We start from the raw sequence: 12,410 nt of genomic DNA, 5'->3' as shown, positions 1-12,410 counted from the left end.
CGGTCGAAAGAGAAGACCATGAAAGACACCATTCGCCAGCTGATCCAACAAGCCCTGACCCAACTCGTCAACGAAGGCGTCCTGCCGGAAGGGCTGACACCGGCGATCCAGGTGGAAAACGTGCGGGACAAAACCCACGGTGACTTCGCCAGCAACATCGCGATGATGCTGGCCAAGCCTGCCGGTTTGAAACCCCGTGATCTGGCGGAAAAACTGGTTGCCGCGCTGCCCGCCGACGCACAGGTCAGCAAGGTCGAAATCGCCGGTCCCGGCTTTCTCAACTTCTTCCAGAACACCCAGGCTCTGGCAGCACGTCTCGATGCCGCGCTGATCGACCCACAACTGTCAGTCCGCAAGGTCGGTCCCGTACAACGCGTGGTGGTCGACTTGTCCGCGCCCAACCTGGCCAAAGAGATGCACGTCGGCCACCTGCGCTCGACTGTTATCGGCGATGGCGTGGCCAATGTGCTGGCGTTCATGGGCGACACTGTGATTCGTCAGAACCACGTGGGAGACTGGGGCACTCAATTCGGCATGCTCCTGGCGTACCTGCAGGAAAAACCGACGACCAGCGATGAGTTGTCGGACCTGGAAAACTTCTACCGTGCGGCCAAGCATCGCTTCGACGAATCCGAAGAGTTCGCCGAGCGCGCCCGAGGCCTGGTGGTCAAACTGCAAGCCGGTGACCCGGAATGCCTGACGTTGTGGGAACGCTTCAAAAACATATCGCTGTCTCACTGCCAAACAATTTACGACCGTTTGAACGTCAACCTGACCCCGGCTGACGTCAGGGGCGAAAGCGCCTACAACGATGACCTGGCCAACGTTGTCAGCGACCTCAAGGCTGCAGGCCTGCTGGTCGAGAGCAACGGCGCCCAGTGCGTGTTCCTCGAAGAGTTCAGGACCGCTGAAGACACGCCTCTGCCGGTGATCGTGCAAAAGGCGGGCGGCGGTTATCTGTACGCCACCACCGACCTGGCCGCGATCCGCTACCGCAGTAATGTGTTGAAGGCCGACCGCGCGCTGTACTTCGTCGATCAACGTCAGGCCCTGCACTTCCAACAGGTGTTCGAAGTCGCCCGCCGCGCCGGTTTCGTGACCAATGGCATGCACATGGAACACATGGGCTTCGGCACCATGAACGGCGCCGATGGCCGTCCGTTCAAGACCCGTGACGGTGGCACCGTCAAGCTGGTAGACCTGCTCGACGAAGCCCAGGAGCGCGCCTACACCCTGGTGAAAGAAAAGAACCCGGAAGTCGCTGAAGCCGAATTGCGCAGCATCGCCAATGCAGTAGGGATCAGCGCGGTGAAATACGCCGACCTGTCCAAGCATCGCACCAGCGACTACAGCTTCAACTTCGATCAGATGCTCAGCTTCGAAGGCAACACCGCGCCGTACCTGCTCTACGCTTACACCCGCGTCGCCGGTGTGTTCCGCAAGTTGGGCAAGCCGTTCGACATCAACCAGGGGCATATCGTGCTTGAGGCGCCTCAAGAGCAGGAGCTGGCGGCCCGCCTGGCGCAGTTTGGCGAAACGTTGAACAACGTCGCGGAAAAAGGCACGCCGCATGTACTGTGTGCCTACATCTATGAGCTCGCCGGTCTGTTCTCCAGTTTCTACGAGAACTGCCCGATCCTCGGTGCCGAGAACCCGGAACAACAGCAAAGCCGTCTGCGTCTCACCGCACTGACTGGCCGCACCCTCAAGCAAGGCCTGGAACTCTTGGGTCTGGAAACTCTGGAGCGTATGTAAGTTGGCTGCGAAAAAAAAACCTGCTCCCAAGCGCGGCGCCAGCCGTTATCAGGCACCCGCGAAGAAGCCGATTCCAGGATGGTTGTGGCTGGCGATTGGCCTGTCGGTGGGTGCTTTCATCGTGTTTTTGATGAAACTCGAACCAGGCGGTACTGACGTCAAGCGGGTTAAAGAAGACGCCAAGGCCGCGAAAATCGCCGAGGCGAACAAGACGGCACCCAGCCCGCAGGCACCGGCGAAGCCGAAGTACGACTTCTATACCTTGCTGCCGGAGTCCGAAGTCATCGTGCCGAACGAAGCCGTGCCCGAAAAAACACTGCCCGCGGTCGTAGCGCCGGTTGCACCGGTCACGCCTGCGCAAGCGGCGAAGATTGACACCGCCCGCGCCCAAGCTGCACTCAGCGGCCTGACGCCCCCGCCAGCGCCACCGGTGGCCAAACCGGCTGCGGTGACGAAGTTCTTCTTGCAGGCCGGTTCGTTCCGCAAGCAAGCCGACGCGGACAAGGTCCGGGCGCAGATCATTCTGCTGGGGCAAACAGTGCAGGTTGAATCCGGCACCGTGAAGGACGAAATCTGGTATCGGGTGCTCGTCGGTCCTTACAGCAATCGTGAGCAACTGACCATCGCGCAGAAACAACTGGCGGGCAGCGGCTTCAGCAATCTGCTGTTACAACAGCGTCAGGGTAAGTGATCCACCTGTAGTCCAGGTCAAAGCGGCGTGTCGGATACGCCGCTTTGACGAATAGATTCACTCCCCCAGTGGATCATCCGCGCTCCGTGGGGGCGAGTTCCTGCGCAAAAGCGATCTGCCCAGACAGCCCGTATCCAGATATTTCCATTCACCCCATGACATACCCCATGGTTGAAATGTCAGCCACCACCCCCATATGAGTTTCCATTAGGGCATTTTCGCCCCGCTGCGTGGAGACGCTCCTTTGACCACCATCGTTTCAGTGCGCCGTAACGGCAAAGTCGTCATGGCTGGCGACGGCCAGGTTTCTCTCGGCAATACCGTCATGAAAGGCAACGCGAAAAAAGTTCGCCGCCTGTACCACGGCGAAGTCATTGCCGGTTTCGCCGGAGCCACCGCCGACGCCTTCACCCTTTTCGAACGTTTCGAAGGCCAACTTGAAAAACACCAGGGCCATCTGGTCCGCGCGGCCGTTGAACTGGCTAAAGAATGGCGCACCGACCGTTCCCTGAGCCGCCTGGAAGCCATGCTGGCGGTCGCCAACAAAGATGCATCGCTGATCATCACGGGTAACGGCGATGTCGTTGAACCTGAAGACGGTCTGATTGCCATGGGCTCCGGTGGCCCCTACGCTCAAGCTGCCGCGCGCGCCCTGCTGATGAAAACCGAACTCTCGGCCCGCGAAATTGCCGAAACCGCACTGGGCATCGCTGCCGATATCTGCGTGTTCACCAACCACAACATCACCATTGAGGAGCAGGACCTCGCCGAATAAGCCGTTTCCCATGCCGTTTGCATAAACAGCCATGCGCGCTTTTTTCAGCTAGAGGACCGCCACTACCATGTCTATGACTCCCCGTGAAATCGTCCACGAACTCAATCGCCACATCATTGGCCAGGACGATGCCAAACGCGCCGTCGCCATCGCTTTGCGTAACCGCTGGCGCCGGATGCAGTTGCCTGAAGAACTGCGCGTCGAAGTCACGCCAAAAAACATTCTGATGATCGGCCCGACCGGTGTCGGTAAAACCGAAATCGCCCGTCGCCTGGCCAAACTGGCCAACGCGCCGTTCATCAAGGTCGAAGCGACCAAATTCACCGAAGTCGGCTATGTCGGCCGCGATGTCGAATCGATCATTCGCGATCTGGCCGACGCCGCGATCAAGCTCCTGCGCGAACAGGAAATGACCAAGGTCCGCCATCGCGCCGAAGACGCTGCCGAAGAACGCATCCTCGACGCCCTGCTGCCGCCCGCACGCGCTGGCTTCAACGAAGATGCCGCACCGAGCACCGATTCCAATACCCGTCAGCTGTTCCGCAAGCGCCTGCGTGAAGGCCAGCTGGATGACAAGGACATCGAGATCGAAGTCTCCGAGTCCGTCGGTGTCGATATTTCCGCGCCGCCAGGCATGGAAGAGATGACCAGCCAGCTGCAAAACCTGTTCGCCAACATGGGCAAGGGCAAAAAGAAAAGCCGCAAGCTCAAGGTCAAGGACGCACTGAAGCTGGTCCGCGACGAAGAAGCCGGGCGCCTGGTCAATGAAGAAGAACTGAAAGCCAAGGCGCTGGAAGCGGTTGAGCAGCACGGCATCGTGTTTATCGATGAAATCGACAAGGTCGCCAGACGCGGCAATTCCGGTGGCGTCGACGTGTCCCGCGAAGGCGTGCAACGTGACCTGCTGCCGCTGATCGAAGGCTGCACCGTGAACACCAAGCTGGGCATGGTCAAGACCGACCACATCCTGTTCATTGCTTCCGGGGCGTTCCACCTGAGCAAGCCGAGCGATCTGGTGCCTGAGCTGCAAGGCCGTCTGCCTATCCGCGTTGAACTCAAGGCCCTGACACCGCAGGATTTCGAGCGCATCCTCAGCGAGCCGCATGCGTCGCTGACCGAGCAATACCGCGAACTGCTCAAGACCGAAGGCCTGAACATCGAGTTCTTGCCCGACGGCATCAAGCGCATCGCCGAGATTGCCTGGCAGGTCAACGAGAAGACCGAAAACATCGGCGCGCGTCGTTTGCACACGTTGCTTGAGCGCCTGCTCGAAGAGGTGTCCTTTAGTGCTGCCGACCTGGCCAGCGCGCAAGATGCAGAGACCCTCCTGATCAATGCCGACTACGTCAACAGTCACTTGGGCGAACTGGCCAAGGACGAAGACCTCTCGCGGTATATCCTTTAACACGCACTTAACTGGAACCGGCAGGGCCGCTCGCGGCCCTGAACCTCATGGCCAATACCAAGCTCCCCAGCGCAATCAATCTGCACAAAGCTTCGAAAACCCTGACGCTGAAATACGCGCCCGACGAGGAATACCACTTGAGCGCCGAGTTCTTGCGGGTGCACTCACCATCGGCCGAGGTTCAGGGTCATGGCAAACCGATCCTGCAATTTGGCAAGCTCGGCGTGGGCTTGAGCAAAATCGAACCGGCCGGGCAGTACGCACTAAAATTGACCTTCGACGACGGTCATGACAGCGGATTGTTCACCTGGGACTACCTGTACCAATTGGCGCAACGCCAGGAACAGCTGTGGACCGATTATCTTGCCGAGCTGAAAACAGCTGGTAAATCCCGCGACCCCTCCGAGCAAATCATCAAGCTGATGCTCTAGCCCAACCGTCTGACCTTTTAGGGCGACGTTTCTAATTCTGTTTGCTTCAATATTCCTCGCAGAGGCCAACGACTGGCCCTGCTTGCGATTTTTTGAAATCTCGGGTAACCAATAGATCTGGCAAGTTCTCTGCATTCAATCCGTGCAGAGCTGGCGCGTGCGATGACGCAACAGATGAGATCCGGCTGCCGCGAAAAAGACAGGACTCATCTTTGCGCAAACACCTGCCGGGAGCATGTGGTTTAGCCATCATCGGTCACCCGAGCAGTAGTACCGGCAGGCGCCTGTGTCACTGATCCACAGGGATGTCCGGTACTCGTCTCAGGACAATGGAGCGTCGTAGATGAGTATCAAGAACAACGATGACTTGCAGCGCCAAGCCTCGGAAAACACTCTGGGGCTAAACCCCGTGGTCGGCTTGCGGAGTAAAGATTTGCTGACCACTGCTCGGATGGTTCTAACCCAAGCCCTCAGGCAACCTTTCCACAGCGTCAAGCATGTCGCTCATTTCGGTGTCGAACTGAAGAATGTTTTGCTAGGGAAATCCAGTTTGCAACCTGCCAGCGACGACCGTCGATTCGCTGACCCTGCCTGGAGCCAGAACCCGCTGTATCGCCGTTATCTACAAACCTACCTGGCCTGGCGCAAGGAGTTGCACGACTGGATCAGTGACAGCAATCTGTCAGAACAAAACATTAATCGTGGTCACTTTGTGATCAATCTGATGACCGAAGCCATGTCGCCGACCAACAGCGCCGCCAACCCGGCTGCGGTCAAACGGTTTTTCGAAACCGGTGGCAAAAGCCTTCTCGACGGGTTGTCACACTTGGCCAAGGACTTGGTGCATAACGGCGGCATGCCGAGCCAGGTCAATATGGACGCCTTCGAAGTCGGCAAGAGCCTCGGCACCACCGAAGGCTCGGTGGTCTTTCGCAATGACGTGCTTGAACTGATCCAGTACAAACCGATGACCGAACAGGTGCTTGAGCGGCCGTTATTGGTCGTTCCACCGCAGATCAACAAGTTCTATGTGTTCGACCTGAACCCGGATAAAAGCCTGGCACGCTTCTGCCTGCGCGGTGGCGTGCAGACGTTTATCGTCAGTTGGCGCAACCCGACCAAGGCACAGCGGGAGTGGGGCCTGTCGACCTACATCGACGCGCTCAAAGAAGCGGTTGACGTGGTCCGCGCTATCACCGGCAGCAAAGACATCAACATGCTGGGCGCTTGCTCCGGCGGCATCACCTGCACCGCGCTGCTGGGTCACTACGCCGCGCTGGGCGAGCAGAAGGTCCATGCCCTGACCTTGTTGGTCAGCGTGCTGGATACCACCCTCGACAGCGAGGTCGCGCTGTTTGTCGACGAAAAGACCCTGGAATCGGCCAAGCGCCACTCCTATCAAGCGGGCGTACTGGAAGGCCGTGACATGGCCAAGATTTTCGCCTGGATGCGCCCCAATGACCTGATCTGGAATTACTGGGTCAACAATTACCTGTTGGGCAACGAACCGCCAGTCTTCGACATCCTGTTCTGGAACAACGACACCACCCGCCTGCCCGCCGCGTTCCATGGCGACCTGATCGAGATGTTCAAGACCAACCCGCTGATCCGCGCCAACGCCCTTGAAGTGTGTGGCACACCGATCGACCTGAAAAAGGTGACCAGCGATGTGTTTAGCCTGGCAGGCACCAACGACCACATCACGCCATGGGGCTCGTGCTACAAATCGGCCCGTCTATTCGGCGGAAAGACTGAATTCGTACTGTCCAGCAGCGGCCATATTCAAAGCATTCTCAACCCGCCGGGCAACCCCAAGTCACGCTACATGACCAACCCCGAGCTGCCGGTCGATGCCAAAGAGTGGCAAGAGAACTCGACCAAGCACACCGATTCCTGGTGGCTTTACTGGCAAAGCTGGCAAGCAGAGCGCTCAGGTAAATTGAAAAAGGCGCCGAGCGTGCTCGGCAACAAAGCACACCCGGCTGGCGAAGCTGCACCGGGCACTTACGTACACGAACGCTAAACAACAAAACAGGGTGCTGATGGATATCTGGAAGTGCCATCAGCCTCCGACGCGCGGTCACGTGACGAGCAGTAATACGAGGATCACCTCGACCCGTCTGGAAAAGCGCAGGACGGCTTAACCAGCGGTTTAACCCATAGGGCCCGCGCATGTCGAAACCGTTTGTTTTTCGTACCATCGACCTGGATGGTCACACCATCCGCACGGCCGTCCGCCCAGGCAAGGGTGATATGACACCGTTGCTGATTTTCAATGGCATCGGCGCCAACCTGGAGCTGGTATTTCCGTTCGTCGACGCGCTTGACCCGGACATGGAAGTGATCGCCTTCGATGTGCCGGGTGTCGGCGGCTCTTCCACGCCCAGTCGCCCCTTTCGCTTTCCCGGGCTGGCCAAGCTGACCGCGAGGATGCTCGACTACCTGAATTACGGCCAGGTCAATGTGATCGGGGTGTCGTGGGGCGGCGCGTTGGCGCAACAGTTCGCCTACGACTATCCAGAACGCTGCAAAAAACTGGTGCTCGCCGCGACAGCCGCCGGCGCAGTCATGGTGCCGGGCAAGCCTCGTGTGCTGTGGTTGATGGCCAGCCCACGGCGATATATTCAGCCGTCCCATGTGATACGCATCGCGCCGGAAATCTACGGTGGCGCCTTTCGTCGGGACCCTCACCTGGCCGCCAATCACGCCGCCAAGGTCCGATCGTCGGGCAAGCTGGGTTATTACTGGCAGCTGTTTGCCGGGATGGGCTGGACCAGCATCCATTGGCTGCACAAGATTCGTCAGCCTACATTGATCCTCGCGGGCGACGACGATCCGCTCATTCCTTTGATAAATATGCGCATGCTGGCTTGGCGGATACCCAATGCCCAGCTACACATAATCGATGACGGTCATTTATTTTTGATCACCCGTGCCGAAGCGGTGGCGCCCATCATCATGAAATTCCTACTGGAGGAGCGGCAGCGCGCGGTCATGCATCCGCACCCGACCCCGATTCATCGATAGGTAAAGGGCTTTAGTCATGGCCTGACGAAGGAGTGTTGCCCCATGCGAGACAAGCCAGCGAAGGAATCTGTGCCCACCCCGGCCACATTCATCAATGCGCAAAGCGTCATCAGTGGTTTGCGCGGGCGAGATGTGTTTTCCACGCTGCGTAGCGTGGCCGTCCAAAGCCTGCGTCACCCGGTCCACAGCGCACGTCATGTGCTGGCCCTGGGTGGTCAGTTGGGTCGCGTCATACTGGGTGACAACCTGCACACGCCCAACCCTCGTGACAGCCGCTTCGCGGACCCGACGTGGCTGCAAAACCCCCTCTATCGACGCGGGCTGCAGGCCTATCTGAGCTGGCAGCATCAGCTCAAGAGTTGGATCGATGATAGCGAGATGTCCGAGGATGATCGCGCCCGTGCGCACTTCATCCTGTCCTTGCTCAGCGATGCCCTGTCACCCTCCAACACCCTGCTCAACCCGCTGGCGGTCAAGGAGCTGTTCAACTCCGGCGGCAGCAGCGTATTCAAGGGCATCAGCCACCTGGTCGATGACCTGATGCACAACAATGGCCTGCCCAGCCAGATCACCAAAGATGCATTCGAGGTCGGCAAGACCGTCGCCACCACCCCCGGTGCAGTCGTGTTTCGCAACGAGCTGCTGGAGCTGATGCAGTACAAGCCGATGAGCGAAAAGCAGTACGCTCGGCCTCTGCTGATCGTTCCGCCGCAAATTAACAAGTACTACATTTTCGACCTCAGCCCGGCCAACAGCTTCGTCCAGTACGCACTGAAAAACGGCCTGCAAATGTTCATGATCAGCTGGCGCAACCCGGATGTGCGTCATCGCGAATGGGGGTTGTCCAGCTACGTCGAAGCCGTCGAAGAAGCGATGAACGTATGCCGCGCCATTACTGGCAGCCGCGAAGTGAACCTGTTGGGTGCCTGCGCCGGCGGCCTGACCATGGCCGCACTGCAAGGCCATCTCCAGGCCAAGCGACAAATGCGCCGGGTCTCCAGCGCAACCTACCTGGTCAGCCTGCTGGACAGCCAGATCGACAGCGCAGCAACCTTGTTCGTCGATGAAGAGACCCTGGAAGCCGCTAAGCGCCGCTCTTACCAGCAAGGTGTGCTTGATGGCCGCGACATGGCCAAAATCTTCGCCTGGATGCGCCCCAACGATTTGATCTGGAATTACTGGGTCAATAACTACCTGCTGGGCAAGGCGCCGCCGCCCTTCGACATCCTCTACTGGAACAACGACAGCACACGCCTGCCGGCCGCCCTGCATGGCGACTTGCTGGACTTTTTCAAATACAACCCACTCAGCCACCCCGGCGGTCTGGAGGTATGCGGCACGCCCGTGGACCTGCAGAAAGTCACCGTCGACAGCTTCAGCGTGGCAGGGATCAATGACCACATCACACCGTGGGACGCGGTCTATCGCTCGACCTTGCTGCTCGGCGGCGACCGGCGCTTCTTGCTGGCCAACAGCGGTCACGTACAAAGCATCCTCAACCCGCCAGGCAACCCCAAATCGAGCTACATCGAAAACGGCAAACTCAGCAGCGACCCCCGGGCCTGGTACTACGATGGAGAAACCGTCGAAGGCAGCTGGTGGCCGAACTGGTTGAACTGGATTCAGCAGCGCTCCGGCGCACAACGAGAAACCCTCATGGCCCTCGGCAACCAGAACTACCCACCGATGGAGGCCGCGCCTGGAACCTATGTGCGTGTGCGCTGAGATGCAAATCCTCTGTGGCGCCGCGAACACACACTGCGTGCATTCCTGATTAACCCACACAAGAAGACCGGATGAAAACACGCGACCGTATCCTTGAATGCGCCTTGCACTTGTTCAACCAACAGGGCGAACCTAACGTCTCGACACTGGAAATCGCTAACGAACTGGGGATCAGCCCCGGCAATCTCTACTACCACTTTCACGGCAAAGAGCCGCTGGTCATGGGCTTGTTCGAGCGTTTCCAGACAGAACTGTCGCCGCTACTCAATCCCCCGGCCAACGCACAGCTCGCGCCGGAAGACTACTGGGTGTTTCTGCACCTGATCGTCGAGCGCCTGTCGTATTACCGCTTCCTGTTCCAGGACCTGTCCAACCTCGCGGGCCGTCTGCCAAAACTGGCACGCGGTATCCGCAACCTGCTCAACGCACTAAAACGCACCCTGGCATCGTTACTGGCACAGCTGAAAGCACAGAGGCAACTGGTCAGCGACACACAAGCGCTGGGGCAACTGGTGGAACAGATCAGCATGACCCTGCTGTTCTCCCTGGACTACCAACGCATCCTCGGCAAAGAAGGCGAAGTACGCGTCGTTGTCTACCAGATCATGATGCTGGTCGCGCCCCACCTGATCCCCGACTCGCGGCAGGGGGTGGAGAAGCTGGCGATGCATTATCTGGAGGAGTAGTTGAAACCGACCACTCCATCACGCAACGACTCGTCACGTGCTGCACTTATGTCTCTCTAACAGGTAACGCACAAACGAAAAAGCCCGACCTTGCAGCCGGGCTTTTGGCAGTCCGTAAAAATCAGGACTGGCTGGCGGGCGTCGACGCAGCGGTCGTTGCTGGCGCAGGGGTTGCCGCTGAAGCAGCAACGGCAGTTGGCGTTGCTGCTACTGCAGGTTTGGCCGCAGCGGGCTTGGGTGCTGCTGCTTTTTTCACTGCGGGTGCTTTCGCTGCTGCGGGCTTGGTGGCGGCTGGTTTAGCTACCGATTTCGCGGCAACAGGCTTGGCAACCGGTTTCGCGGCTGGCTTGGCGGCTGCCGTTTTGGCCGGCGCTTTAGCCGCGGGTTTGGCCACTGCCTTGGCCGTTGCCTTGGCTACGGGTTTAGCCGCAGGTTTTGCAGCGGCTTTGGAGGACACAGGCGTCACCGACGCGCCGGTCAGTTTCTCGATTTGCCTAGTCAGGAGATCGACCTTGCTGTGCAGTGCCTTGACTTCGTTGCGGCTTGGGACACCGAGGCGCGAGATGGCGCTGTTCAGGCGTTTGTCGAAAGCACCTTCGAGCTCGCTCCACTTACCCAGCGCAAGGTCCTTGACGTCGCCCACTCGGGATTTTGCCGATTGCGCTGTTGCCTTCGCTGCATCGACTTGCTTGTCGACGCCGCTCTTGGTCTGCTTTTCGGCCTTCTCGCCGTCTTTGACCAGGGTTTCGAAAAGCTTACTGCCGTCATTGCTGATTTTTGAGTAAGCGCCTAAACCAGCCAGCCAGATTTGACGGGAGTATTTTTCAACCTCGCCAATCCAGGAGCTGCCTTCTTTTTCAATCTTCTTTTTGCCAGCCATCCCGATCTCCTTATTGTTTATGCGCGACACGTTCAAGCAATGCCGTCAGCCCATCGAGCTTAGCAGAGAGTGTCTCAACATCATGTTTAGACGCAATGCCAAACCGATTCAAGGCGCGGCCAACACGGCGGTCAAAAGCCTTCTCGACTTTATGAAGTTGCACTTCGAACTTGCCCTTGACGCCTGCCACGTCGTCTTTGATCGTGTCGATCTCGCTGTTGGCCGCATCGAGCTGCTTGTCGACGATTTTCTTACCCTTTTTTTCAACTTCTTCGCCGGTCTTGATCAAGTCTTTTACATACTCGGCGCCTTCTTGACCGGCCTTGGAGTAGGCACCCAAGCCAGCCAGCCAGATTTTGCGGGCATACAGTTTTACTTCGGAAAGGGCCGTGGCTTGCTCGGCATCAACTTTCTTCTTCAGGGCTACTTTGGCCATGGTGCACCTCACGCTCAAAAAGGTTGGAGGAACTGCCCACGGGTTGATGGGCATGAGCACAAAATAATCAGAAAAATTAGAATGCTCACCCTAGGTTGGTGGCTATTTTGCGGGGGGGGGCGGGCTGTGGAGCGGTAACGCGTTTAATCGATAAACATCACACAGCCGCGAGGGGATTCAGGAATTCAAGCCAGCAGTTCTTTGTCCAGGACCCTCTCCACCTCGGATTTGATCGCGCCGCTCATTGCCGAGAGGAAAAAGTTCAGCTCGATGCTGACCCTGATCAATGTGTCTTCGACCTCGATTTTCCCCTTGGCGCCCTTGCCCTCGAGCTCCACTACATCGCCTGACCATGTCGGTTTCAGCGCATATTTATCCGCCAGCTTGAGCACCAGATGCTCGGCCTTTTCCCGCGCAGCTTCGCGGCCAAGGGCGTGTTCACGTTCAACAGTTATTTGGGCCATGCAAGGACTCCTTGGTCGGTTTCGAGCCACATTCTATATCGCGCCACCATGAGCAGCGAGACCAAGAGGAGATGTCAACCATGAGCCTTGTCAAGACAAAGGCTGCCCCGACGATTAGAATGGCCCCACTTTATT

Annotated in this window: 12 protein-coding genes; 9 read left to right on the top strand and 3 right to left on the bottom strand. The window is 58.3% G+C overall.

Annotated features, from left to right (window positions below):
- Positions 1–18 precede the first annotated feature (18 nt).
- From argS to RGU44_RS21610, 9 genes are all read left to right on the top strand, one after another.
- The gene (gene argS, locus RGU44_RS21650; RefSeq protein ID WP_322277900.1) at positions 19–1,755 is read left to right on the top strand and encodes an arginine--tRNA ligase; all 1,737 of its coding nucleotides are present in this window, start codon (positions 19–21) and stop codon (positions 1,753–1,755) included.
- 1 nt (position 1,756) lies between these two features.
- Positions 1,757–2,446 (top strand): SPOR domain-containing protein, encoded by a 690-nt coding sequence (locus RGU44_RS21645; RefSeq protein WP_322177446.1) that lies wholly within the window; start codon positions 1,757–1,759, stop codon positions 2,444–2,446.
- 244 nt (positions 2,447–2,690) lie between these two features.
- Positions 2,691–3,221 (top strand): ATP-dependent protease subunit HslV, encoded by a 531-nt coding sequence (gene hslV, locus RGU44_RS21640; protein ID WP_219063576.1) that lies wholly within the window; start codon positions 2,691–2,693, stop codon positions 3,219–3,221.
- 67 nt (positions 3,222–3,288) lie between these two features.
- Positions 3,289–4,626 carry an ATP-dependent protease ATPase subunit HslU gene (gene hslU, locus RGU44_RS21635; RefSeq protein WP_322277899.1) on the top strand — a complete coding sequence of 446 codons (1,338 nt, stop codon included), beginning with the start codon at positions 3,289–3,291 and terminating at the stop codon, positions 4,624–4,626.
- A 47-nt stretch (positions 4,627–4,673) separates the two neighbouring features.
- A complete protein-coding gene (locus tag RGU44_RS21630) occupies positions 4,674–5,057 on the top strand; it encodes a DUF971 domain-containing protein (protein ID WP_322177444.1) in 384 nt (127 codons plus the stop codon).
- Positions 5,058–5,400: 343 nt separating this feature from the next.
- Positions 5,401–7,080: a class II poly(R)-hydroxyalkanoic acid synthase gene (phaC, locus tag RGU44_RS21625; RefSeq protein ID WP_322177443.1), complete on the top strand. Its 1,680-nt coding sequence runs from the start codon at positions 5,401–5,403 to the stop codon at positions 7,078–7,080.
- 149 nt (positions 7,081–7,229) lie between these two features.
- Positions 7,230–8,084, top strand: coding sequence for a poly(3-hydroxyalkanoate) depolymerase (gene phaZ / locus RGU44_RS21620; RefSeq protein WP_219063580.1), 855 nt, complete (start codon positions 7,230–7,232; stop codon positions 8,082–8,084).
- A 42-nt stretch (positions 8,085–8,126) separates the two neighbouring features.
- Entirely contained in the window at positions 8,127–9,809 is a 1,683-nt protein-coding gene (phaC, locus tag RGU44_RS21615) for a class II poly(R)-hydroxyalkanoic acid synthase (protein WP_322277898.1), read from the top strand.
- 71 nt (positions 9,810–9,880) lie between these two features.
- The gene (locus tag RGU44_RS21610; protein WP_322177441.1) at positions 9,881–10,495 is read left to right on the top strand and encodes a TetR/AcrR family transcriptional regulator; all 615 of its coding nucleotides are present in this window, start codon (positions 9,881–9,883) and stop codon (positions 10,493–10,495) included.
- A 121-nt stretch (positions 10,496–10,616) separates the two neighbouring features.
- Here RGU44_RS21610 and RGU44_RS21605 read toward each other — a convergent pair whose 3' ends face one another.
- From RGU44_RS21605 to RGU44_RS21595, 3 genes are all read right to left on the bottom strand, one after another.
- Entirely contained in the window at positions 10,617–11,375 is a 759-nt protein-coding gene (locus tag RGU44_RS21605; protein WP_322177440.1) for a phasin family protein, read from the bottom strand.
- A 10-nt stretch (positions 11,376–11,385) separates the two neighbouring features.
- A complete protein-coding gene (locus tag RGU44_RS21600) occupies positions 11,386–11,811 on the bottom strand; it encodes a phasin family protein (RefSeq protein ID WP_322177439.1) in 426 nt (141 codons plus the stop codon).
- Positions 11,812–11,996: 185 nt separating this feature from the next.
- Positions 11,997–12,275 carry a polyhydroxyalkanoic acid system family protein gene (locus RGU44_RS21595; protein WP_322177438.1) on the bottom strand — a complete coding sequence of 93 codons (279 nt, stop codon included), beginning with the start codon at positions 12,273–12,275 and terminating at the stop codon, positions 11,997–11,999.
- Positions 12,276–12,410: the final 135 nt, after the last annotated feature.

The organism is Pseudomonas sp. 5C2, assembly GCF_034314155.1.
In the GTDB taxonomy this organism is placed as follows: domain Bacteria; phylum Pseudomonadota; class Gammaproteobacteria; order Pseudomonadales; family Pseudomonadaceae; genus Aquipseudomonas.
The sequence above is the reverse complement of the archived record's forward strand: the minus strand, read 5'-3'. Positions and strand labels throughout refer to the sequence as shown.

Bases quoted from the DNA above. Each gene is read 5' to 3' on its own strand.
- argS (WP_322277900.1), top strand. From the start codon at position 19: ATGAAAGACACCATTCGCCAGCTGATCCAACAAGCCCTGACCCAACTC.
- hslU (WP_322277899.1), top strand. From the start codon at position 3,289: ATGTCTATGACTCCCCGTGAAATCGTCCACGAACTCAATCGCCACATC.
- RGU44_RS21630 (WP_322177444.1), top strand. From the start codon at position 4,674: ATGGCCAATACCAAGCTCCCCAGCGCAATCAATCTGCACAAAGCTTCG.
- phaC (WP_322177443.1), top strand. From the start codon at position 5,401: ATGAGTATCAAGAACAACGATGACTTGCAGCGCCAAGCCTCGGAAAAC.
- phaZ (WP_219063580.1), top strand. From the start codon at position 7,230: ATGTCGAAACCGTTTGTTTTTCGTACCATCGACCTGGATGGTCACACC.
- phaC (WP_322277898.1), top strand. From the start codon at position 8,127: ATGCGAGACAAGCCAGCGAAGGAATCTGTGCCCACCCCGGCCACATTC.
- RGU44_RS21610 (WP_322177441.1), top strand. From the start codon at position 9,881: ATGAAAACACGCGACCGTATCCTTGAATGCGCCTTGCACTTGTTCAAC.
- RGU44_RS21605 (WP_322177440.1), bottom strand. From the start codon at position 11,375: ATGGCTGGCAAAAAGAAGATTGAAAAAGAAGGCAGCTCCTGGATTGGC.
- RGU44_RS21600 (WP_322177439.1), bottom strand. From the start codon at position 11,811: ATGGCCAAAGTAGCCCTGAAGAAGAAAGTTGATGCCGAGCAAGCCACG.
- RGU44_RS21595 (WP_322177438.1), bottom strand. From the start codon at position 12,275: ATGGCCCAAATAACTGTTGAACGTGAACACGCCCTTGGCCGCGAAGCT.